The organism is Dyadobacter sp. HNCC25DJ187 (assembly GCF_056895255.1).
Genome location: NZ_JBXHAT010000005.1, coordinates 1 through 23,061, shown reverse-complemented (window position 1 = coordinate 23,061; position 23,061 = coordinate 1). Strand labels below are relative to the sequence as shown.

Sequence of the window (23,061 nt, the reverse complement as noted above, 5' to 3'; positions counted from 1 at the left end):
TATGAAGTCATATTTTACATTAATAATTGCAGCTATTCTTTTTGGACTTTGCCTTCTTGAGAAAGACCTTAAGCAACGTGCAATGAATGAACAAGTTGCAGACACAGAACTTAAATATAACAAGTCTTCTGATAGGGCAGCAAGTCAACCGACAGGTACAGCCGATAACCTCTGGATCAACTCACTGCATGTTTCAGATCTTTCTTTGCCAGATTCCACTACCATTAACGAGAATGGTCGTATTCAGGCATCCCTATAGTATTTTACAGCAGATATACACACACAAAAGTCTATTCAGCTATTGATGAATAATCAATTAGCTGAATAGACCCATAATATCTTCCTGACTGAGTTTCTTAATAAATCCTGATTCTCCACCTACCAGATCTTCTGCCAGATCTTGCTTACGTTGCTGCAGCAAAATGATTTTTTCCTCAATCGTATCCTTGCAAATCATTTTGTAAGCAAATACTTTTCTCGTCTGACCAATACGGTGGGTACGGTCAATTGCCTGACGCTCTACTGCCGGATTCCACCATGGATCTACTAAATATACGTAATCTGCTTCAGTCAGGTTCAGCCCTACTCCTCCTGCTTTAAGACTCATTAAGAATACGCGACAGGTCTGATCATTCTGGAAACGACTTACACGTCCTGCTCTGTCAACTGTTTGCCCATCCAGGTATTCATAAGGAATATTCATCTTGTCCAGGTGCTGACGTATCAGATCCAACATACCAAGGAACTGACTAAAGATCAATATTTTATGATTTGAAGCATTTTCTTCGATCTCTCTGGTAATTTCCTCCAGTTTGGCTGACTCATTCCCATAATCTTCATCTCCGGATAAAATAGAAGGAGAATCACAAATTTGACGAAGTTTTAAAAGTGCTTCCAGTATTAGGAAGCTGCTCTTATTAAGGCCTTCAGTAGCCAGTTTTTCAGCAATTTCCTGTTTGTACTTTTCCCTGAACATGTCATAAACCTTCCGCTGCTTTTTGCCCATTTCACAGAAGAGAATTGTTTCTGTTTTATCTGGCAAGTCAGTGGCAACCTCCTCTTTGGTTCTTTTCAGCATGAATGGATACACCAACCTTCTCAATTCTTCCGATTTTTCCTTATCCTGGTATTTATCAATAGGTGTAGCATATTCTGTTCGGAAAAAGTCAGCATGACCGAGCATTCCCGGGTTCAGGAATTCAAACTGTGCATAGAGATCAAAAGTATTGTTTTCTACAGGCGTTCCAGTCATTGTCAGCCTGTTTGTGGCTCTTAGTAACCGGGATGCCTTTGAAGTCAGGGAGTCAGGATTTTTGATGGCCTGTGCCTCATCCAGAATAATGTAGTGAAACCCGAAATCTCTCAAAAGCTCTACGTCACTACGCATGGTACCATATGTAGTAAGAATCACATCATATTCTTCAAAGAACTGAATATCTTTTCGACGTGTCATTCCCCTGTGAACATATAGATTCAGGTCCGGAGTAAATTTTTCTGCTTCTGCCTGCCAGTTGAAAATCAATGTGGTAGGAACTACGACCAGATTCGTATAATTCTTTTCTTTATTTTTCTGTTGTTGCAAAAATGTCAGCATCTGCAGGGTTTTCCCTAATCCCATATCATCTGCAAGACAACCTCCCCAACCGAACTCATGCAGGAAGTTGATCCACTTGTATCCCTCTGCCTGATAGTGCCTCAATGTAGCATTGATATTCTCTGGCAGGGGGACATTAGGAATCTGTTTGAAATTCAACAGTTTTTCCTTCTTCTCCTGCAACTCTAAAAATACCTCTTCATTATCCGCCTGTGATACAAGCTCATCAATCAGCGAAAAATGTATTTTAGAAAGATGTATCTGATCGCCATCCACCCTTCCGAATTTCAGAAGCGGATCCAGTTTTTTTATCCATTCTTCAGGAAGCATTCCTAAAGATCCATCTTTGAGCTGAACATAATTCTGCTTTTTGAGCAAGGCTTTTTTCGCATCTGCTAATGAAACCTTCTGATCCCCAAACATAATCTCCACCTGCATATCAAACCAGTCTATTCCGGAAGATGCACGCACGCTAAACTGACCTCTGTTTGGATTAAAGCGCATTTTCTTCAAATCCTTGAATCCGAGCAGATCATATTTTCTACTGTTCACAGCCTCTACAAACCTGAACAGCCAACCTTCTTTCATTACATGATCAAACGGAAGATAGAAAAACGGATTGCCGGTCTGATGTTTGAAGTCTGAATGTAGCGTTTCTAACCATTGCCACACTTCCTGCTCCGCATTAACATCGCGTTCCTGCATGGTAATTTTTCCATCTTCAAAACCAGTTTTAGTTTTTCGCAGATCGTGAACCATTTCTACCTCAGTATCCTCCTCATCACCCTCGTACACATACATAGGTACGATCAACAGGTTCGCATCATCTTCTTTAAGATAGATTCTGGTTTTCAGTAACTTCAAAGATGTTGATTCTATGGCATGTCTCGTCTGGAAGATTACATCAAACTGTTCAGTTACAGGCATGATCCATTCCTTCAGAAAACCTTCCGAAAAATCTTTTTTCACACGCAGCTTAAATCCATTTTCACGCATGTATACTGCCATTTCTGCATCGCTTGTAGTTGCCCAGCGGAACAGCGTATCTTCCTGGTACATGCCGAGCCAGAAGCTGTCAAAATCGGCAACCTTTTGCAGGTCAACCGGACTACCTTTATATATTTCAACGTATGGATTAAGCGTAACGAACTCACTATCTTCGGTTAGCACAAAAAACAACTTAACAGGCTCTCTGTGCAACTTTACTTTTACAAGCTGATTGTTTGTGGTAATGTGATCACTATCGGATATATAAAGCCATTCTTCATCCAGATCGTTAAAAATCTGTGATATCTGATTACCTATGTAATTTCTGGAATCGCGCTGTTGCAACAGGCTCACATCACTAAAATGTAAGTAGGCATTATAGGACCATCCTTTTTTTCGTGTATGTTTTTGCAGTCCATCTTCCAAATGTCTCGCCATACGTACCAGACGGGCTTCGGCCTCGGTAAGAACAGGCACGTCATCCGGAGAATAGTATTGACTACCACCACCAGCAACATTCCTGATACTTGTTATTTTTTGAGTTTTGCTATTGTATTTGGCAGAAAACGCTCCGAAGCCAAAATCCAGGAAATGATCTTTACCTTTTGGCCAGAAAACGAACAAAGATATCCTGTCTTCATCATCTTTTGCTGTTTCGGAAGTTGCTACCTGATAGGATATTTGCTGATACGGTAGAATACGCTCACGTAATTCATCCCAATCCTGGTGAACTCCAACCTTCTGAATGCCAGGATCAAGTTTGACGAGATGCAATGCTCCTTCTTCATCCAGCTTGAATTCGAACTTCGTGTGAAAATCTTCATCCAGTGTATATCCGTATTGAGCAAGCAGATTTGTTTTCTCTTCCGTCAAATCTCTCATCACTTCAAAGGCACGCTCTCCCAGCTCTTCCCGTAGTTTCAACAATGCTGCCAGCTTATGCTCGCATATCGGCACCCAAAGCTTTTGGTCACAGGAACAAGCAGTCCGCAGCTGCTTGGTATTCTTAACCCGGTTGAATTCTACATTAAATTGCTTCGCCTTATCATGAACAACACATATTGCATCGCCATCCTTAGCCGAAATAATATCTATGTCAGTGATCTCCTCCTTGCTTCTCCAGGTGTCGTCAAGTACTAAATTACGTAATGAAAAATCCCTGATTTCACCCAGGTCTACTACGGTTTCCTGCATTTCATACAGGATCTGCTTGATACTCGGCATTTTATCCAGAATGTACAGTATGCCTGCCACCCGATGCTTACAAAGCGAGCTTTGTCCCTGGGAGCAAGTACAGGAAGTACTGATTTGGGGAGTGAGGAACTCCCTGATCTGAATTATATAAAATTGTGTGGAATAATCACTCTTGACTTTAAATTCTGCATTCCCAGGCCCATTGTATTCCAGTTTTGCTACCTTCAAAGCACCGCTGCTATAAATGGAACGCCCACGGGACAATACTTCCTTATCAGCCCTGTTTATCAAGAAGTTTGATAACTTTTCCTTCTTTTCGTTTTCCATTTACCCTTCCTTTAAAATGCAAAAGTACGGTTTGTTTCTGTTTTTGAGAAACAAACAACGTTACTAATCACAAATCAAAAGATGGTTACTACTGAATATAGGGCTGATCGATGACACCCACATGAGCTGGTTCAGGCTTTCCTTGAATATAACTAAGCAGATATTTTCCTACATTAGGGTACAAAATTGTATGATTAAGCTCTGAAAAAGGAAGCCAAACCATTTCCAGCGCGGTTGTCTCGGCGCCATTAAGCTCTGGTACACCGGCAGTAATTTCCGACTCAAATATTATATGTAAGGTCTCTTTCTTGATTTCGTCCCATATCACCTCACCGCAAAATACCATTTTCCCGGTTTTGGTAGTAATTTTAAGTTCTTCGTGAAGCTCCCTCACTAATGCATCAGTAAGGTTTTCGCCAGGATCGGGGTTTCCACCAGGCAAGGCAAAAACATTTACGTTTCCATAGTTGTAGCGAAGTGTAAGAATCGATTCGCCTTTCAAAATCATTGCAGATGGACGTACTTTCATGAACCCGGTTATTTATTTACAGCGTGATCTTCAAATTTTAAATCACCGATAATTTAATAATTAATTAACCACCCACTACCATCTGCTCAATTAATAACATAAAAATGTGGATCACTTTGATGTGAATCTCCTGAATACGATCCGCATAACCAAAATGAGGAACACGTATTTCCACATCTGCAACGTCAGCCAGCTTTCCTCCATCTTTACCCGAAAGAATAACCACTTTCATTCCCTTTGCCTTTGCTGCCTCAACTGCTCTGATAATATTACCAGAGTTTCCACTTGTGCTCAGCGCCATGAGTACATCTCCTTTTTGTCCAAGTCCTTCTATATAGCGGGAGAATACATATTCATAGCCGAAATCATTACTTACACAGCTTAAATGGCTAACATCTGATATGGCAATGGCTGGTAAAGCACGGCGGTTATCACGATATCGCCCGGTAAGTTCTTCGGCAAAATGCATGGCGTCACAATGAGATCCACCGTTTCCGCAGGAAATAATTTTTTTGTCGTTCAGTATAGCAGCTGCCATCAAACGTGCAGCTGCTTCGATCTTTGCTATTTGCTCCGGATCGTTCAGAAAACGATCAAGTGCTTGTTGTGCTTCCTGTAATTCGTTGCTGATGATATCTTTATAATTCATGGACTTTTGATGTTGCGTCTTACGGCGATGCCTACAGTTTTATTGCTTTCAAAATATGGACTTTTCTTCCGGGCCCCGGATGGCGTTCTACACGAAAACCTGCTGCTGCAAGTGCACGCTTTACAATTCCCTTGGATGAATACGTTACGAGAACGGCTCCGGGCTCCGAATAGCGTGCAATTTTAGTAAAAATTTCTTCTGTCCAAAGTTCCGGTTGTGCACGTGGGTCAAAGGCATCATAGAAAATGACGTGATATTTGTAATCCGGTTCAAATTCCTGTAGTCGTATGTTTTCTTTCCGGAAGGTAAAATTCGGTGAAAGCTGATGTGCTTCTCCCCAGCTTACCTGATGCAGCCTGAGTAACCCTTGTGTGTTGGTTAACGATCCGTAATTAAGTAGAGAGGCCTCTTCGGGCAAAACAGGAAAAGCTTCTATTGATGTATAATGAACCCTTTTACCCAGCTCATCGGCCAGTTGCCAGGCCAGCAATGCATTCAGCCCGGTTCCCAAACCCATTTCAAAAATATAAATTACATCGTCGGCTGACGCAAGAACAGGGCGCAATCCGAGTTCTATATAAATATGAACTGACTCGGTGAGTGCACCCTGTAACGAATGATATTGTTGATTAAATAAATGACTGTAAAGTGAATGCGATCCGTCTTCTGTGATAATGAGGCGTTCCAAGGTACTCTGTTATTTGTTTACCCCTAAAAATAGCTAAATCATTCTTTTCAGAGTCAGTCGTGCGAAGAAAATCTGTCCGTCTCTTTTGACCAGCAGGTCAATATTCCTTCCGTCCCCACGCTGCATCATTTTATATACCTCGCTCATACTCAAATCATTCGCAGACAGGTCATTGAAAAAGAGAAGCTGATCCCCTTCTTTAAGACCTGCTTTTTCGGCCGGAGAACTTTCGACAATGTGATTGATAAAATAGCTGCGTAAGTTTTTAGCTTCTGCACGTATTTCCAGTCCGCTCATATCATGTTCAAATTTTTCTCTCATCCGGCTTTTGACTGGTTTCAGAACCATATAGCCATCGTGGTAATTCATCGTTACTTTGAATCTTCTGAGCAACTCACATCCGATATTTCCCTGTCTGTCGTTTCGTCCTTGTAATTTTGCACCAAAAGCGATACTGTCCGGGAAGGAAGCTACAATATTATCCATTTCATACCGACCAAGACGCATCCGGTCTATACGTCCGAGATTTCCGTTAATCACGCCATTAAGACCTCTTCCTAACTGAGCTCTAATCACTTTTTCAGGCAGTTGAAAACTTTCTTTCGGACCGCTGTTAAGAAGCAATGCATGTCCAGCTCCTGTGTCGATAAGAACGCGGATGGGTCGCTCCCGACCATCAGCAAACAGGGTGACCGCATCTGTAAAAGGTTTGGTATCCTGAATAATAATAGGATGTTTGTCACCCTTGCGAGCTTTGTATTTATAGGAGTCCTGCCGCATAAGTACAATCTCCTTTTTTGAGAAATCGATTGTAACAACAAAGTTATTGAACACGTCGTAACCGAATATACCGTGAACCGGCACTCCTACATATTCAGATAAACGAAGAAAATCCTCGTCGAGTACTACCATATTCTGATGGTTAGCCCTAAGTTTACCCATTGCAAAACGGTTGTCAATTGCGACATGCGCAGAAATGGAATTTCCCTCTCCTGCTCCGGTAAGGTTTACTTTTCTTGTAAGGCGCAGCTTATCAGGTGTGAGTACGGCAGGATCAGTAATGATAATTGAACTCACGCCGGTATCTAAAATAAACCGAAGCGAGTCCGTATCATTAATTTTTACATATAGTAAAATCAGGTTTGAATGCAGCTCGAAAGGTATACGTGCTGTTTTACTGTTTTTATCCAGAAAGTAACCGTATTTCTCCTGGGATACGTCGTGAGTAAGATCAATATTTGCGTAAGACGGGGCGATAGCCGATAGCATTACTATCGTGAATAACCACATAGACGTTTTCATCGTGGCCTCCTTTCTTTTATGTGAATTTTTAAGTTATCATTATTTAACTCTGAAATGCTGAAGTTACCTCAGCCAGAACTTCGTAAAAAAGGCGGTATTCCTCTCAAAATTAAAATATTAGATGTAAAAATAATATATTTAAACTAGATTAAACACAATAAAATCTTCAAATTCTGAAATTAATTTAAGGGCAGATATATTATAAGGTTAGTAAGGAAATTATGGTAATTTTGTTTCGCAAAATGATGGTTTCCCATAATAAATTTAACTCATGCGAAAAAAAATTGTTGCTGGTAACTGGAAGATGAATAAGCTTGTAGATGAAGCGGTTGCGCTTACATCTGAGCTGGTAAACATGGCTAATGACGAAGTGAAAGGTAATGCAAAAGTGATCCTTTGCCCGCCAGCCATTTATCTGACTACCATCAAAAAATACATAGAGAATTCACCCAATTTCTCTCTGGCAGCTCAGAACTGCTCAGACAAAGTTTCCGGTGCATTTACAGGTGAAATTTCGGCAGCTATGCTGAAAGCTATTGGTGTGGAGTATGTACTGATAGGACACAGCGAACGTCGTCAATATTTTAATGAAACAAATGCTTTGCTGGCTGAAAAAGTAAATACAGCGCTTGCAAACGCCGTTTCTCCAATATTCTGTTGCGGAGAGTCTTTGGATCAGAGACAAAATGAAGACTTCATTGGCTTTGTTAAAAATCAGCTTACAGAAAGTCTTTTCCATCTTTCAGAAGAGCAAATCCAGAATATTGTAATTGCTTATGAACCAATCTGGGCAATCGGAACGGGATTGACAGCATCAGCAGAACAGGCACAGGACATGCACGCTGCGCTTCGCGCGCATCTTGCTGATAAATATGGCTCAGCTGTAGCAGAGGAAATCTCAATTTTGTACGGTGGAAGCGTAACAGCTGCAAGTGCTGCGGAACTCTTCGCTTCTCCTGATATCGACGGAGGTTTAGTAGGAGGAGCTTCTTTGAAATCACGTGAATTCACAGAGATTATCAAAGCAAGATAAAACCATAAAGAAGCCCGGCCGGATTACATACTGACCGGGCTTTTATCTAAAAGTCATCAGGCATACTATTGCTCAGTAATTACCATTTCAACCCGTCTGTTTTTACGACGTTCTTCTTCATTCGTTGATCTGGTCAGTAACTTAATCGCACCCAGCCCCTTGGCTTCTATGCGGGTTTCTGCAACTCCATTGCTTACCAGATATTCCTTTACTGATTCAGCTCTTTTTCTGGACAATTCAATGTTTTTATCCGGATCACCCACATTGTCGGTGTGTCCTTCAATTCGTATTCCGACCTGTGGATTGTCTTTCATCATCTGAACAACATGATTAAGCTCACTGGAAGATTCCGGAAGCAACTTAAATTCAGAGGTGGCAAAATAGATATTAGATAATGTGATTGCTTCTCCTACAGCAAGAGGAACCAGATATATATCTTTTGAAAAACTCAGCTTTCCTGCAGAATCCACAGGAGCTATTTCAACATTTGCGCCATAATAGCCCGGAGCACTTATTCTTAAATTATATCTTTGTTTGCCATTGATCCCTATTCGGTAGTTACCCGACGACGATTTCACCTGTAAAGAATCACCATCTTCCTGATAGCTGATTACAGCGGCAATGGGCTCTTTGGTTTTGTTGCTGAATACAGTTCCCCTGACCATAGCCGAAGTTTCTTCCGGCTCTGTACTCTTTTTTTCAGCTGTTTGTTTTGCAGTTTCCGCGGGCTTGGAAGCTTTTGATTGAATAGCAGCCTTGGACTTGGCTGCAGTAGCACTTTTTTTCAGTGGATTAGTAATATGAACTCCATAGAAATTCCAGGTCTGAGAACCTTTTTCGGCTCTGCCTTCGTAAAAATCGAAAATTTCGATTCCTGGCGTAAGTCTTTCAAAATAGGCTATAAAATCAACTTTTTCACCTGGCTTCACTTTTTTCATACTTCCCGTAGGTATATTTTCAGCCCTGATCAGCTTAAATTTAACATTCACTTCTCCGGGTTTGTATAACCTTGTTTCCGGATCCAGCCATATGGTAGAATTCTGTTGATCCGGAAGACCTCTTGGAATCATACCTTCTGGGAAACCCTTGGGGATGGATAACTCTCTGCGAGTATCCCGATCATTAAATTGCAGATAAACGACTGTAAACTTATCAGTTAATTCTACTTTCTGAATACTGACATATTCTGCAGACTGCTCCTCAACCTTAGGATTCTCTGTGATTTGGCCGAGACTTTTGCTTAGTGAAAGGCCAATGGTAATAATGGTTACCAATAGCGATTTGAAATTCATGATGATATCTTTTTTGATGAAATATCTGCAAGAACGTACTTCCGGGCGGTATAGTTTGTTAAAAAACGTTAAACCTCACTCAGTACTTTGATCATGTATGTACTTTGACCAAAACGCGGGATCGTAGCGCTCCCAGGCATGACATGCAAAAGGCAATTGATGTCCTGTCAGTTCAAAGGTGGCAGCAGGACTTTTCTCGAATGCAAAAAGTAGTGCCTCTTTCCAGTCGGGCAGTTTCAGAAACAACTTCATAGGAATAAGGCGCGTAGCCTCCTGAGAAAACAGCATGTCTTCATTTCCCAACCAAGCCGGATAACAGACATTATAGATTCTGAGATAACGTACGAAAGACTTCGTTTTTCTCAAAGACAATCCCCCATTTAAAACATATCTATTGGTAGACAGCGCGTTAGCATAAACCTGTTTTTCGGAGGCTTTTAAGGCATCATATTCTTCGTGGTGTAGTGACGGAGCGCCAACATAATCATATCCCTTTGCACACCATTCGGACAACGCATCCCGAAATACATAGGCATCCAGTTGGTAAATCAATATAAATTCGAATTCCAGGAATGTTCTGTAAAAATCAGGCGAAGTCATGAGCCTGTTGTAGGCATCAATTCCTTTAAAATAGGTATCAGGGAAAGACACGAAAGTAATGATAGTATACTCTTCTGTCAGATGCGACAGGTCCAGGCTTTCGGGCTTTACAATTATAACGGGATACTTGCCAAGAACCGTCATGCATTGTCGTAGAGACAACTTTTCTCCAGCCGATAACTCTGGCTGGTAAACAGGAATTACAATTGCAACAGAAGGGAGGCCAAACTGATTTTTCACCTTTTTTTGTTTATTCAATAAGATCTCCGACAGCAGGCAACCACCAGTCTTTACTACTAAATGTATAATAGCCCTTTACCACATGCTGAAAAATAGGGGAAATTCTCAGAAAGCGATTTTCAGGTAACGAGGCACGTCTGTAAAAATGATTCTGAGCTAAGTATAACTTAATCAGTTTTTCTCTCGGCACAAATGGTAATTCCCTCAGCAAGAGATACATTCCATGTAGCTTATCCGCCTTTTCTTTAATTGGGATCAATTTTTCCTCTCTTGGCCGGCTGAAACGATCATTGATCCGCACGTATTCTGTTTTACTTCCAAAACCAACCTGTTGACTTTCATGTCTGCGGTAGGAAATCAGGTTTTCAGCTATAAATCCGATCTTATCTTCCAGACTCAGCACCATGGCCATCCATGCGTCATGAATCAGATCTTCCACATGCGTCGGGAATGGCATCAAACGCGTCAAACAGGATTTTCTGATGGCCAGCGTCGCACCTGTTACTACAAAACCATTGAAAAGGATTTCATGTGCTTTGCCTCCCAGCCACTTTTTCTGCATGCCTGCATTGAATTCGATCTCTTCCCATATGGTACGGCCTACCGGGTTTGAATCATTGTCTATCATCATTGCATCTGAGAAAACGGCATCTTTATCCGGATGCGCTTTCAAATAAGCAAGTTGTTTCTCTACTTTATCGATACGCCATGCATCATCCTGATCGCAAAGAAAAATAATCTCTCCCTGACAAAGATTGAGGCATTTCTCAAAGTTTTTGGTTGATCCCAGGTTTTGAATATTCGAATGAATAGCTATAGGAAATGAGCAGGAAGCCGCAAATGACATTATCACCTCAATGGTATTATCGGTCGACCCATCGTCACATACCACCAATTCATCTATCGGAATCGTCTGATTAGCAATGCTCTCCAACTGCTGGGGTAAGTATTTCGCCCCGTTGTAAGTGCACATAGCCACTGAAATCATAATGTGTATATAGAATTTTAATTTGCCAAAACACGTGCAAGTTAACAGGTGTGAGGGCGATTGCACAAATATTGAGCATCCTTTTATTAACTGGCACTGCAACTTACACGGTATACATACGATAATTAGTGCCAAAAAATATACAACAGGCATAATTTTTCTTACAAAAGAAATCAAAATAATATCCCAGATACGGCAGTGGGAAGGAATTATGAGGATAACTGAATACTTTTACCTGAAACAATTGGATGTAAATACATCATTTGAAACTAACAATCCATCTGATTATGGCATTACCCGATCAGCTTAAAAAGGCAATCATTCAAATACCTGCTAAAGAAAAAGATAAACTGTTGATTCGGCTTATTACCAAGGATAAAACGCTCACTGACCGGCTTCATTTTGAATTACTTGAGAACTCGGCCACGATACCTGAGCGAAGAGAAGAAATAACCAGCAGGATAACAAGGACCTCAAAATTTAACCAGAATACTCCTGGCTGGGTTCTCATGGATATGAGGGAACTGAGTGGAGAAATCAGTTATCACGTGAAAGTGACGAAAGACAAAGCAGGTGCTATCGAATTGAATTTGTTTCTGATGAATACCTTTATGGAATCTTATCAGAGTATTCTGAAAACCTATTCTTCCAAAGCTGACACATGCGCTCTGTACATTGCCAAAAAAGCACAAACCATCCTCAACGGGCTTAACAAACTGGATGAAGATTACAGGTTTGATTATATCCGTGACACCAATATAATGCTTGGCTTTGTACATCAGCTGTGCTCCAAGATGTATGCACGACAAATGGAAATTCCTGAAACCTGGGAATAATTAAAAAGTAATTGGACAGCTAAAACTTACAACATGGCCGGAACAGCACTATTAATCATTGATGCGCAATTTGATTTTTGTGATCCAAAAGGAGCTTTGTTTGTTCCTGGCGCAGAAAAAGATGTTGAAAATATCGCCCGGCTAATTGCTATTAAAGGCGAAAAACTGGATGCTATTTTTGTAACGCTGGATACACATCATGTGATTGATATCGCACATCCGCTTTTCTGGGAAGATCAGAATGGAAATACAGTCGCTCCGTTTACACTCATTTCCGGTAAAGCCGTGGAAGAAGGCCGCTGGATTCCGCGTTACGACAAGGAATACGTTCTTGCTTATCTTAAAACACTTGAAAAAGAAGGCGAATTCCAGCACTTTATATGGCCTGAACATTGTCTGATCGGATCGAAAGGCGCCGCGTTGGATGATACCATTCTGGATGCATTGCTTGCCTGGACACATCGCACAAGAAGAGATTATACCGCTATATCCAAAGGCATCAATCCACTTACCGAACATTTTGGCGTTTTTAAAGCGCAGGTACCTATAGAAGCCGCACCAGAAACTTTGACGAATACCTCATTTTTATCTGAATTGGAAAATTTTGATCAGGTTCTGATTGCAGGAGAAGCGCGTTCACATTGTGTTGCCACGAGTATCAAACAAATTGTAGAGCTGGCACCTGGCCTCATCTCAAAAGTTACAGTGCTCACCGACTGTATATCCGATGTTACTAACTGGGGGCATCTGGCGGACCCGATATTTGAAGATGCAGCACAGAAAGGAATGTCATTTAAAACTTCCGTTGAAGTGATTCGAACAGGGATATAAAAGTAAGACTGTATTTAAAATTTGTATTTCAATAAGAGCTGTCCCTGTAAATAATCGAAGGACTCGCCTCCGCCAGCTCCTGGCTGATAGTTCTTTCCCTTTCGGCCTATGTAGTCTTCCTTTCTGTTTACAAATGCTTTTTGAACTCCCCAGTCCAAAATCAAATACTGTGACAAACGATGACTGAATCCCAGAGATAACGCAGGAAAAAGCACCACGCCGTCTGAACGAACAGGCTCCAGAGGCCTGAGCATAAAATCATTCGTTAATTCTCTTTTAAGAGCAGTTTGGTTGTATTGAGATAAAACCAGGGACATTCCTGTAAAAAAATTCATACGTCTGTCGCGACCACCCAGAGAAAACGGATATATCCTGCCTCCGGCTTTTGCGAAAAACCCGGAGGTATTCCTTTCCCGAACACCATCATCCACGTCTGTTGTGACAATTCCTATATAATCTGTTCCAAAAGTATAACCTGCATTCAATGTTAGTCCGTAACCAGGATGTGTGGTAAATTCCGATGCTACCTCCACCGATTTGGCAACCAACGGAATTACATTAAGCCCTACCTGTTTTTCCCACTGAGCCGAACAACACACAGGAATTAGTAAAATCAGGCTAAAAATGGGAAGAAATCTTTTCATGACAGAGAAGGTTGAGTAAATACTTTTTTTGCTGGTATTAAATTTTAATCAAAATTAACCTGACTTTGCAACTGGCAAATTTTGACTATTTGAAAGTATAAGCACCTTTGTAAGTGCAATTTACTTATGTAAAAATAGATTTACTAACAGAGATCTTTACGTATAACTCTCAAAAGAAGCCGGTTTGCAAAGCAAAACTAAAAACACGAATTTTAGGTTTAAACTTTGGTCGGGAGTATATATTAACACCACCCGCTTATAATAGATTTTTATGATCCAATTACCAGTGCCGCGGATTGAAGCTGCTCAGTTTGATGACCTTGACCCCAGGCAATATATTCTTATCAAAGGAGCCCGGGTAAATAATCTTAAAAGTGTTGATGTAGCAATTCCCAGAAATAAACTGGTTGTAATTACCGGGCTTTCGGGCTCTGGCAAATCGTCGCTTGCGTTTGACACGCTTTTTGCCGAAGGGCAAAGAATGTACGTGGAGAGTTTAAGCAGCTATGCGCGTCAGTTTTTAGGACGTATGGAAAAGCCGGAAGTAGAGTATATCAAAGGCATTTCTCCCGCTATTGCTATTGAGCAGAAGGTAAACACGCGTAATTCCCGTTCAACTGTAGGTACCTCAACAGAGATTTATGATTATCTGAAACTTCTTTTTGCGCGTATTGGTCATACGTATTCTCCGGTTTCCGGAGAATTGGTTCGCAAAGACTCGGTTACAGATGTTGTCAATTTTATACTCTCTCATGAGGAGGGGCAACGCGTACTCATTCTGGCTCCGCTTCTGATCCGCGAGGGACGTACTCAAAAAGAGGAACTTTCTATTCTTCTTTCCAAAGGCTATAACCGTATCATGATCAATGATGAGGTTACTAATATTGAGGATGTTATTGAAAATGATGAAGCATACAGCCAAGCCGGGAACCAGATTTTCATTGTTATTGACCGTGCCGCTGTAAAACATGAGGATGAGGATACGCAATACAGATTGTCGGATTCGGTACAGACTTCCTTTTTTGAAGGAGAAGGTGTTTGCATTGTGCAGGTTGTAAACGGAGAGAAGAGAATATTTTCTGATAAATTCGAATTGGATGGCATCACCTTCGAAGAGCCGACGGTGAATTTATTCAGTTTTAATAATCCGTTTGGTGCCTGTAAGCGTTGTGAAGGTTTCGGTAAAATTCTGGGTATTGATCCGGATTTGGTGATTCCGGATAAGACTCTTTCCGTATATGATGGCGCCATTGCACCATGGCGTACAGAAAAAATGAGCGAGTGGCAGGTTCCTTTGATCCGCAATGCTTCCAAATTTGATTTTCCAATACACCGGCCTTTTAAAGATCTTACTCAGGAGCAAAAAGATCTACTGTGGAACGGTAACCAATATTTTGAGGGTATTAACAGCTTTATTCATGAGCTGGAATCCCAAACACATAAAATCCAGTACCGGGTCATGTTGTCCCGTTTCAGAGGACGCACAGTTTGTCCCGACTGTCGTGGATCACGTCTTCGGAAAGATGCTTCCTTTGTGAAAGTAGGTGGTGCTTCTATTACGGATCTTGTACTAAAACCTATTCAAGATGTACTTCAATTTTTCGGAGCACTGGATATTAGCGAACATGACAGACTTATTGCGCGCCGGATTCTAACAGAAATTGAAACCCGTCTGGATTATATGAACCGAGTGGGCTTGGGTTATCTGACATTAAACAGATTAACAAGTACACTTTCCGGAGGAGAATTTCAGCGTATTAAGCTGGCAACTTCATTAGGAAGTGCTCTTGTTGGCTCCATGTATATCCTGGATGAACCAAGTATCGGCCTGCATCCACGAGATACACAAAGACTTGTAGGCGTTTTAGAATCGCTAAGAGACTTAGGGAATACGGTCATTGTTGTAGAGCACGAGGAAGAGGTGATGCATGCCGCAGATCAGATTATTGACATTGGACCGGAGGCAGGTACCGGTGGCGGACATGTGGTATTCCAGGGAACCTGGGATGATATCCGTAATTTGAAAAATGATTCTTTTTCTGCCAAAGACCAGGAAACAACTTCACATACACTGCACTTTTTGTTGGGAGAAGATACTATTCCGGTACCTGCTGTTCGCAGAAAAGCACTTCATTTTCTGGACATTAAGGGTGCAAGAGAAAATAATCTGAAAGATGTTGACGCAAGGATTCCGCTGAATACACTTACCGTTGTGACGGGTGTGAGCGGATCAGGAAAATCAACTTTGATCAGAAAAATTCTTTACCCTGCGCTCATGCGTCTGAAAGGTGAATTTAGCGAAGATGTCGGGCGTTTTAATGAACTTTCGGGTAGCACAGACCGGATTATTGCCATCGAAATGATTGATCAGAATCCGATTGGAAAATCTTCCAGATCTAATCCTGTCACTTACATCAAAGCATATGATCATATCAGACAGATGATGTCAGATTTACCACTTTCCAAATCGAGAGGCTACAAACCTTCTCATTTTTCATTTAATGTAGATGGTGGTCGTTGTGAAATTTGTCAGGGTGAAGGTCAGGTGAAGGTAGAAATGCAATTTATGGCTGACATATACCTGACTTGTGAAGGGTGTAACGGGAAGCGTTTCAAGCAGGAAATCCAGGAAGTACAATATAAAGGAAAGGATGTGTCAGAGATTCTGGACATGACAGTGGACGAAGCTATATCGTTTTTCCGTGAGTCAGAACCAAAACTAGCTGATAAACTTCTTCCTCTGCAGGAGGTCGGCTTAGGTTATGTAGGACTGGGACAATCGTCCAATACTTTATCTGGCGGAGAAGCACAAAGAGTGAAGCTTGCTTCATTTCTTGGGAAAGGTTCTGCCAACAAAGGGAAAACACTATTTATTTTCGATGAGCCTACTACAGGTCTGCATTTTCATGATATTAAAAAGCTCTTGAAAGCTATTAATGCATTAGTAGATCAAGGTGACAGTGTGATCATCATAGAACACAATATGGAGGTGATTAAATGTGCTGACTGGATACTTGATCTGGGACCTGAAGGTGGTGATGCTGGTGGTTACCTGACGTTTTCAGGGACGCCTGAAGAAATGATCAAACTGGAAGGTAACTATACGGCTGATTTCCTGAAAGATAAATTGTAGCTATCCGACTTTACAGGCAAGGTCGGATAGCCCTGCTTACGGATTAGCATGTATTTAATAAGTATAGTACGATCTTTTCAGACTTATCTGACTATACAGAAAGCCTTACAGGCCACAGAAATAAACCTCATTTTCTATGAAATTATTCAAAACTGAGCATGGTATCATATTAGAAAAAGACGATGTTTACTATCGTCTGCATCAAACCGATTGGGATGAGGCTGTCAACCGCGATGATTTGTACGACTGGCTTGAACTACAGATAGAAAGCCTTTTACCCGTTACATTTTCAGAAGACCAGGCATTTCCTAATATATTAGCGCCTATTGGCTCACAAGAAGTATGGGCATCGGGAGTAACCTATTTCCGTAGTCGAACTGCCAGAATGGAAGAGTCAGAGAAGGCTGGAGGTGGAAATTTTTATGATCGTGTATATGAAGCGGAGCGTCCGGAGCTTTTTTTCAAATCGACGGCTTCGCGTGTAGTCGGTCCTGGCAATGAAGTGCGCATACGCAAGGACTCCTCCTGGGATGTCCCCGAGCCAGAGCTCACGTTGTTTGCAACGTCATCAGGTACACTTGTCGGCTACACGATAGGCAACGATATGAGTTCACGTAGTATTGAAGGCGAAAACCCTCTTTATTTGCCACAAGCTAAGTCTTATACTGGCAGCGCGGCTCTTGGGCCATGCTTATACATACCGGAGTTGCCACTCCCTGCAGATACAGTGATCGATCTCTCCATCGTACGTGGTAATGAAGAGGTTTTCAATGGAGAAATTACGCTGTCGCAGATGAAAAGAACTCCGGACGAATTGCTCAATTACTTATACAGAGAAATGGAATTCCCGCAGGGGGCTTACCTCATGACAGGAACAGGTATCATCCCCCCTTCCGATTTCACTTTACAAAAGGGTGATGTCATACATATTAGTATTGAGCCTATTGGTACGCTTACTAATACAGTTGGTTAAAAAACCTATATATATTCTTCAAATATAGATGTGGTGAGCTCTTTTTGCTCACCACATTTTTGTGCCGTTATTAGATGTATGAATGTTAAGTACACATACGTTTAATGCAATCTGAATCTGGCCTGCCTATGCCGCTATTACAATTGCTTTTGCTTTTATAGTATGCAAATTTCACATAAGCTGGGAAAGCAGTATGCTAACCCTGCATCTTAAATCATCCGGTTATACAAACAAAAAAAGCAGAACCGAAGCTCTGCTTTAAAGTTATTAGGAGAATACCGTATAACCAGATTTAGTTCAAAGAGATAGAACTGAGAAATGAAAATACCATTCCTTTAACCAACCCTACAAATTTAGAAATAACAGAGCTTTGCATCTCTTCTTCGTCCTCAGATGTGAAGAATGAAGCAGATCCTTGTTCTACTATTCTTTGATTAAGCGTAGCAACTCCAGACAATTTATGGCTGATCTGCCGGGTGATTGACACCTCCTGTTTCGCTTTGACAGTTACTTTTGCGCGGACAGCAACCTTTTCAGGTTTGCTAGCTTTTTCATGTTCACAAATCGTACTTTTTTCTGTACCTGCCTGTAGTTTTTTATGCGCTACAAACATGTTGTGTGAATATCCTGTTGCTCCGGCCTGAAGGCTAAGCAAAATAAAGAGTGTGAAGAGTTGGATCGTTTTCATGGCTTTTTTATGTCTTTTAGTAAGGTCTCTTATTTAAAATCGATGTAACTAATTAACAATACAAATATATATGTTTTATCTGGTATCTTGCAATACATAGTACCTTGTTTTTAACAAATTTTATATTTTTCTAAAATGGGATCAGAAATAGAATTTGCTTAACAGATGGGAAATTAGGGTCTTGGGTTGCATCAAAAAAATAATTTCTACCAAAACCTCCATATCAGAGGATGAACAGGACTAAAATCGTGACCAAACAAAAAGGCACTGGCTGAAAACAACCAGTGCCTGCACTAAAAAACATCATACTTTATTTTTCTCTAAAGAAAATTGTGATCGGTACACCTGAAAAATCGAAATTTTCACGCATCCGGTTTTCAAGATATCTTATATATGGATCCTTTACATTTTTAGGGTTGCTACTAAAGAATACAAACGTTGGTGAAGGCGTAGGCAACTGTATCATATACTTGATATTGATATACTTACCCCGATCTGCCGGTGGAGGATATTTTTCAATCTCCTTCTGCATTACATCATTCAGCTTAGAAGTAGAAATCTTCTTGGTTTTGTTTTGATAAACTTCCATTGCCTTTTCCATCACCTGGTGGATCCTTTGTTTTTCAACAACGGAAGCGAATACGATCGGCATGTAATTCATTGGAGCTAACCTCTCCAGCAATTGCTTCTTAAAAGTATCTGCTGTTTTGCTGTCTTTTTCAACCAAATCCCACTTATTCACCATGATAACGATACCCTTCTTTGCTTTATCAGCAAGACCGATAATGGTTAAATCCTGGCCCTCCAAACCTAATGTAGCATCCAGCAAGACGATACAAATGTCTGACTCCTCCATTGCTTTTATCGAGCGTAAAGAAGAATAATATTCCACGTCTTCATTCACCCTCGATTTCCTGCGTAATCCTGCAGTATCCGTCAGAATAAACTCCATTCCAAAGGCATTGTAATGCGTATGAATAGCATCTCTTGTAGTTCCTGCTATGTCTGTTACAATGCTGCGGTCCGTACCAGTTAGTACATTGAGAAATGATGACTTGCCTACATTAGGACGTCCCATAATAGCAATACGAGGTATTCCGGCTTCCGGATCTTCAATACCTGCAGTGTCAAAATGTGTAATTACTGCATCCAGCAAGTCACCGGTTCCAAAGCCTGTCTGAGCTGAAATAGCATATATCTCATCTCCAAGGCCTAATTCATAGAATTCAGCTGCTGACTGATATCGCTCCGTTGTTTCTGCTTTATTTGCAACCAGATAAACCGGTTTATTAAATCTGCGCAATACATTGGCAAAGTCCTTATCAAGGTCAGTCAAGCCAGTCATTGTATCTACCATGAACAGAACTACAGTTGACTCTTCTAGAGCTAACTCAACCTGATCTCTGATAGCACCTTCAAAAATGTCTCCGGAACCTACTACATACCCTCCTGTATCAATCACCGTAAAGTATTGATCTGTCCATTCACCATATCCATAGTGACGATCTCTGGTTACACCACTCTGGTTGTCCATGATCGCCTTTCTGCTTTCTGTAAGTCTGTTAAAAAGTGTAGACTTCCCTACGTTGGGACGACCTACAATCGAAATAATATTCGCCATTTATATAGCCATTAAATTTGATCCGGAAAAGAAATAGTCTTTTCCTCCATTCCTGTATTTATTTACTCTTCATATCCAAACTGGCGAAGCTTCCTTTCGTTACTTCTCCATTCGGGTTCAACTTTTACGTACTGCTCCAGAAAGACCTTTTTTCCGAAAAAAGCCTCCATATCCTCACGAGCCTGCGTGCCTATTTTTTTAAGCATTTCCCCCTTCTCTCCTATAATAATTCCCTTCTGACTTTTCCGTTCTACCAGAATTTCCGCCCGAATGACAATCATATCGTCACGTTCTTTAAACTCTGAGATAACCACTTCTGTACTATATGGAATCTCCTGACGATAATTCAGGAATATTTTCTCTCTCACGATCTCAGATGCAAAGAAACGCTCCGGTTTATCGGTAAGTTCGTCTTCATCAAAATAAGGAGGGTGAAACGGTAGACGTGTAATTACCGCATCAAACAATGTTTGAATATTTGCGTTATGTAGTGCTGAAATAGGAACGATAGCAGCAGGCTGAATCTCCTTATCCCATTCTTCCATTTTTTTCTTCACTTCTTCATCAGAAGAAAGATCAATTTTGTTGATGACCAAAATAACCGGTGCGTCAGTTCTGATCAAAAGAGGTAATACCTCATGATTGGCAACTCTCTCTCCGATTTCAGTAACAAATAACACTACATCCGCATCTTCCAGAGACCCTTTTACAAAAGTCATCATGGAGTCATGCAGTTTATATGCCGGTTTTACTACACCTGGTGTATCAGAATATACCAGTTGAAAAGGAATTTCTTCATGTTTACCATTCAGAATTCCCATGATTCGGTGACGTGTAGTTTGCGCCTTGGATGTAATTATGGACATCCTCTCTCCTACCAGAACATTCATCAGTGTAGATTTGCCTACATTGGGCTTACCTATAATGCTGACAAAACCCGCTCTATGATTCCGGAAGGGAGTTGTGTTTTCTTGAATTTCACTCATAATAGTTGTTTACAATTCGTTGACAAATTTTCAATTGTCAGACAACGAAATTTTTCCCAGCTCTAGCAGGGCCAATCTAACTCAGAAAAGCTGCAATTGGTGTTCACATTATTTCCAAAAGTCTGCTGTATGGATACCAGACTAAAGTAAAAATGCTCTTTTAAAAAGTCTATCCTTCTGATAATGATGCAAAAATACAGCTTTATTACTAGTAAGGTGAAAAATATATGTTTTCAAATCATTGAAAGATTCGCTTGAGAACCTAAAATTGCTTTGAGTAATTCTTTTAATGAATATATTTTAGCCGTGTCTATTTAATAATTAAGTAAGAATGGTCAACATATCTAACTCATTATCAGACAATAGTATTTATTTTGAGAGATTTTTCAGATTCTGTGATTGAGAAATCAGAAAATTATTTTCTATAAAAATATCATTATCAAATAAAATGTCGTATGTTTGCAGTCCAATCAACGCCGCGGGATGGAGCAGTTGGTAGCTCGTTGGGCTCATAACCCAAAGGTCGCTGGTTCGAGTCCAGCTCCCGCTACATCGAAAGCCACTTTAACGAGTGGCTTTTTCTTTTAGGCCGAGTTCGCTTCCCTGTTACCCATGTAAAAACTGGATTATTTCGAAATCTACAAAATCGTTGAAGCCATTCATGGCCTGCATATCTATCTGGAGGAGAAGAACCTTCCTCTTTCCAAACAAAAAGGACTAAAAATTGCAGTTAAACGTTTTTCTCTCTAAGACGTACATCCAGGATCTTCTAATGCCTATTAGCGCGATAGGCTTTGTATCAAGCTTCGCGGATGAAGCTCAATGATACAGGATAGAATGTAAGGGACAGATATTTAAAGCAACAATGTAAAGAGATATCAGGGTGAGCAAAGAGTTCGCTGATTTTCTAAAATCGCGGGCAGCCGGGTGGCATTTAATTGATAATAGCCAGTCAGTTGCTTCCAACCAGATGAATACTTTCACTTGGAAAGCAAGCCACTCCAACCGCAATCACATCAGCAATTATAAAGATTGATATCATCCCAAGCATGCTGGCGAATGGCCTTTGTACCTGGAGAACACTTATCCATATTTAAACATTGATAAAACCTCGTTATCGAATAGCGAACTTTATACAATCGTAGCCCATAAGGTAGACAAAGGATTGAAAGCACCGTTTGCTAGCTCAGGAATAGGCCCATAAGCTAGCTCAATCATTGAGGTTCGGAAAGAATTCCAGAGAGCATTCCAACCATGCTTACAAAACTGCTCTTTCAAGCATGTAAATCACCTCTCTGATTAATCACATCAACTATAATAGGGTTGTATGTGAGAGAGCATCATTGACATTTGCCTCATTTGGTTTTAATTGTGGAACTTTATACTTCCTACAAGACAAACGATCTCTATATACGCAAATATCTACTTAGTGACCCATGCCAAGTAAAAGGAAAAGTATTTGAGCTTAATCCAATCAGGGGATATTGTGGCGGCAAAGCTGCGCGCTCCGCCTACTTTACCAGGTCGGACCGCGTAGGTTTGATCCGCGCCGCGTAGGCCAAGTATCATCGGCGGTTCTGGCCGGGCTTGCGTACAAGCCGGGCGCCCCCGGGTTAGGCAGCCGCGCTTAACTTCTCTGTTCCGAGTCGCGACCGACCGGGGGTGTAGCCAACGTGGCCCAGCCTGGGAAGAGGTGAACATTAAGCACACAACAAAGACCATCCTTTTGAGATGGTCTTCGTTTAATAGTATTGTGGCGACTACCTACTTTACCAGGTTTGATCCAAGTATCATCGGCGGTTCCGGGCTTAACTTCTCTGTTCGGGATGGGAAGAGGTGAACACCGGACCAATAGTCACCAACAAGGTCTTCTGTTGGTTTCTGTGACTTTGGGATCTGAACAGGTGAAGCGAATCGTCGCACCGT

At 41.1% G+C, this 23,061-nt stretch carries 18 protein-coding genes, 1 tRNA gene and 1 rRNA gene; 7 read left to right on the top strand and 13 right to left on the bottom strand.

Going from position 1 to position 23,061, the window contains the following annotated elements:
• Window position 1: 1 nt before the first annotated feature.
• Window positions 2–259, top strand: coding sequence for a hypothetical protein (locus AC1XUE_RS24590; protein ID WP_483358648.1), 258 nt, complete (start codon window positions 2–4; stop codon window positions 257–259).
• 57 nt (window positions 260–316) lie between these two features.
• Here the strand turns inward: AC1XUE_RS24590 and AC1XUE_RS24585 are convergent, their stop codons facing one another.
• From AC1XUE_RS24585 to AC1XUE_RS24565, 5 genes are all read right to left on the bottom strand, one after another.
• On the bottom strand, window positions 317–4,102 hold the full coding sequence (locus tag AC1XUE_RS24585; protein WP_483358647.1) for a DEAD/DEAH box helicase: 3,786 nt from the start codon (window positions 4,100–4,102) through the stop codon (window positions 317–319).
• 88 nt (window positions 4,103–4,190) lie between these two features.
• Entirely contained in the window at window positions 4,191–4,631 is a 441-nt protein-coding gene (locus AC1XUE_RS24580; RefSeq protein WP_483358646.1) for an NUDIX domain-containing protein, read from the bottom strand.
• 64 nt (window positions 4,632–4,695) lie between these two features.
• Window positions 4,696–5,280 (bottom strand): D-sedoheptulose 7-phosphate isomerase, encoded by a 585-nt coding sequence (gene lpcA / locus AC1XUE_RS24575; RefSeq protein WP_483358645.1) that lies wholly within the window; start codon window positions 5,278–5,280, stop codon window positions 4,696–4,698.
• Between the two features lie 31 nt (window positions 5,281–5,311).
• Window positions 5,312–5,968: a tRNA (5-methylaminomethyl-2-thiouridine)(34)-methyltransferase MnmC2 gene (gene mnmC2, locus AC1XUE_RS24570; protein ID WP_483358644.1), complete on the bottom strand. Its 657-nt coding sequence runs from the start codon at window positions 5,966–5,968 to the stop codon at window positions 5,312–5,314.
• Window positions 5,969–6,001: 33 nt separating this feature from the next.
• Window positions 6,002–7,270 (bottom strand): aspartyl protease family protein, encoded by a 1,269-nt coding sequence (locus tag AC1XUE_RS24565; RefSeq protein WP_483358643.1) that lies wholly within the window; start codon window positions 7,268–7,270, stop codon window positions 6,002–6,004.
• Between the two features lie 271 nt (window positions 7,271–7,541).
• Between AC1XUE_RS24565 and tpiA the strand changes: the two genes are divergently transcribed.
• Window positions 7,542–8,303, top strand: coding sequence for a triose-phosphate isomerase (tpiA, locus tag AC1XUE_RS24560; protein ID WP_483358642.1), 762 nt, complete (start codon window positions 7,542–7,544; stop codon window positions 8,301–8,303).
• A gap of 65 nt (window positions 8,304–8,368) precedes the next feature.
• On the opposite strand, the gene AC1XUE_RS24555 is transcribed toward tpiA, so the two are convergent.
• From AC1XUE_RS24555 to AC1XUE_RS24545, 3 genes are all read right to left on the bottom strand, one after another.
• Window positions 8,369–9,595: an OmpA family protein gene (locus AC1XUE_RS24555; protein WP_483358641.1), complete on the bottom strand. Its 1,227-nt coding sequence runs from the start codon at window positions 9,593–9,595 to the stop codon at window positions 8,369–8,371.
• A gap of 75 nt (window positions 9,596–9,670) precedes the next feature.
• Complete coding sequence (locus AC1XUE_RS24550; protein ID WP_483358640.1) at window positions 9,671–10,435, bottom strand: DUF5672 family protein; 765 nt, start codon at window positions 10,433–10,435, stop codon at window positions 9,671–9,673.
• Between the two features lie 10 nt (window positions 10,436–10,445).
• Entirely contained in the window at window positions 10,446–11,423 is a 978-nt protein-coding gene (locus AC1XUE_RS24545) for a glycosyltransferase family 2 protein (protein ID WP_483358639.1), read from the bottom strand.
• Window positions 11,424–11,710: 287 nt separating this feature from the next.
• On the opposite strand from AC1XUE_RS24545, the gene AC1XUE_RS24540 reads away from it, so the two are divergent.
• A complete protein-coding gene (locus AC1XUE_RS24540; RefSeq protein ID WP_483358638.1) occupies window positions 11,711–12,259 on the top strand; it encodes a hypothetical protein in 549 nt (182 codons plus the stop codon).
• 33 nt (window positions 12,260–12,292) lie between these two features.
• Window positions 12,293–13,090, top strand: a complete 798-nt coding sequence (locus AC1XUE_RS24535; RefSeq protein ID WP_483358637.1) for a cysteine hydrolase family protein — start codon at window positions 12,293–12,295, stop codon at window positions 13,088–13,090.
• A gap of 14 nt (window positions 13,091–13,104) precedes the next feature.
• On the opposite strand, the gene AC1XUE_RS24530 is transcribed toward AC1XUE_RS24535, so the two are convergent.
• Window positions 13,105–13,734, bottom strand: a complete 630-nt coding sequence (locus AC1XUE_RS24530) for a hypothetical protein (RefSeq protein ID WP_483358636.1) — start codon at window positions 13,732–13,734, stop codon at window positions 13,105–13,107.
• Window positions 13,735–14,005: 271 nt separating this feature from the next.
• Between AC1XUE_RS24530 and uvrA the strand changes: the two genes are divergently transcribed.
• Complete coding sequence (gene uvrA / locus AC1XUE_RS24525) at window positions 14,006–16,867, top strand: excinuclease ABC subunit UvrA (protein ID WP_483358635.1); 2,862 nt, start codon at window positions 14,006–14,008, stop codon at window positions 16,865–16,867.
• Window positions 16,868–17,003: 136 nt separating this feature from the next.
• Window positions 17,004–17,840: a fumarylacetoacetate hydrolase family protein gene (locus tag AC1XUE_RS24520; protein ID WP_483358634.1), complete on the top strand. Its 837-nt coding sequence runs from the start codon at window positions 17,004–17,006 to the stop codon at window positions 17,838–17,840.
• Between the two features lie 292 nt (window positions 17,841–18,132).
• On the opposite strand, the gene AC1XUE_RS24515 is transcribed toward AC1XUE_RS24520, so the two are convergent.
• The 3 genes from AC1XUE_RS24515 to era form a co-directional block, all read right to left on the bottom strand.
• Entirely contained in the window at window positions 18,133–18,528 is a 396-nt protein-coding gene (locus AC1XUE_RS24515) for a hypothetical protein (RefSeq protein WP_483358633.1), read from the bottom strand.
• Window positions 18,529–18,838: 310 nt separating this feature from the next.
• The gene (gene der, locus AC1XUE_RS24510; RefSeq protein ID WP_483358632.1) at window positions 18,839–20,149 is read right to left on the bottom strand and encodes a ribosome biogenesis GTPase Der; all 1,311 of its coding nucleotides are present in this window, start codon (window positions 20,147–20,149) and stop codon (window positions 18,839–18,841) included.
• A gap of 62 nt (window positions 20,150–20,211) precedes the next feature.
• The gene (gene era / locus AC1XUE_RS24505) at window positions 20,212–21,135 is read right to left on the bottom strand and encodes a GTPase Era (protein ID WP_483358631.1); all 924 of its coding nucleotides are present in this window, start codon (window positions 21,133–21,135) and stop codon (window positions 20,212–20,214) included.
• A gap of 477 nt (window positions 21,136–21,612) precedes the next feature.
• Between era and AC1XUE_RS24500 the strand changes: the two genes are divergently transcribed.
• Window positions 21,613–21,685 (top strand) — tRNA-Met (locus AC1XUE_RS24500).
• Between the two features lie 1,201 nt (window positions 21,686–22,886).
• Here the strand turns inward: AC1XUE_RS24500 and rrf are convergent.
• A 5S ribosomal RNA gene (gene rrf, locus AC1XUE_RS24495) occupies window positions 22,887–22,998 on the bottom strand.
• Window positions 22,999–23,061 lie beyond the last annotated feature (63 nt).

Bases quoted from the DNA above. Each gene is read 5' to 3' on its own strand.
- AC1XUE_RS24590 (WP_483358648.1), top strand. From the start codon at position 2: ATGAAGTCATATTTTACATTAATAATTGCAGCTATTCTTTTTGGACTT.
- AC1XUE_RS24585 (WP_483358647.1), bottom strand. From the start codon at position 4,102: ATGGAAAACGAAAAGAAGGAAAAGTTATCAAACTTCTTGATAAACAGG.
- AC1XUE_RS24580 (WP_483358646.1), bottom strand. From the start codon at position 4,631: ATGAAAGTACGTCCATCTGCAATGATTTTGAAAGGCGAATCGATTCTT.
- lpcA (WP_483358645.1), bottom strand. From the start codon at position 5,280: ATGAATTATAAAGATATCATCAGCAACGAATTACAGGAAGCACAACAA.
- AC1XUE_RS24565 (WP_483358643.1), bottom strand. From the start codon at position 7,270: ATGAAAACGTCTATGTGGTTATTCACGATAGTAATGCTATCGGCTATC.
- tpiA (WP_483358642.1), top strand. From the start codon at position 7,542: ATGCGAAAAAAAATTGTTGCTGGTAACTGGAAGATGAATAAGCTTGTA.
- AC1XUE_RS24555 (WP_483358641.1), bottom strand. From the start codon at position 9,595: ATGAATTTCAAATCGCTATTGGTAACCATTATTACCATTGGCCTTTCA.
- AC1XUE_RS24545 (WP_483358639.1), bottom strand. From the start codon at position 11,423: ATGATTTCAGTGGCTATGTGCACTTACAACGGGGCGAAATACTTACCC.
- AC1XUE_RS24540 (WP_483358638.1), top strand. From the start codon at position 11,711: ATGGCATTACCCGATCAGCTTAAAAAGGCAATCATTCAAATACCTGCT.
- AC1XUE_RS24535 (WP_483358637.1), top strand. From the start codon at position 12,293: ATGGCCGGAACAGCACTATTAATCATTGATGCGCAATTTGATTTTTGT.
- AC1XUE_RS24530 (WP_483358636.1), bottom strand. From the start codon at position 13,734: ATGAAAAGATTTCTTCCCATTTTTAGCCTGATTTTACTAATTCCTGTG.
- uvrA (WP_483358635.1), top strand. From the start codon at position 14,006: ATGATCCAATTACCAGTGCCGCGGATTGAAGCTGCTCAGTTTGATGAC.
- AC1XUE_RS24520 (WP_483358634.1), top strand. From the start codon at position 17,004: ATGAAATTATTCAAAACTGAGCATGGTATCATATTAGAAAAAGACGAT.
- AC1XUE_RS24515 (WP_483358633.1), bottom strand. From the start codon at position 18,528: ATGAAAACGATCCAACTCTTCACACTCTTTATTTTGCTTAGCCTTCAG.
- der (WP_483358632.1), bottom strand. From the start codon at position 20,149: ATGGCGAATATTATTTCGATTGTAGGTCGTCCCAACGTAGGGAAGTCT.
- era (WP_483358631.1), bottom strand. From the start codon at position 21,135: ATGAGTGAAATTCAAGAAAACACAACTCCCTTCCGGAATCATAGAGCG.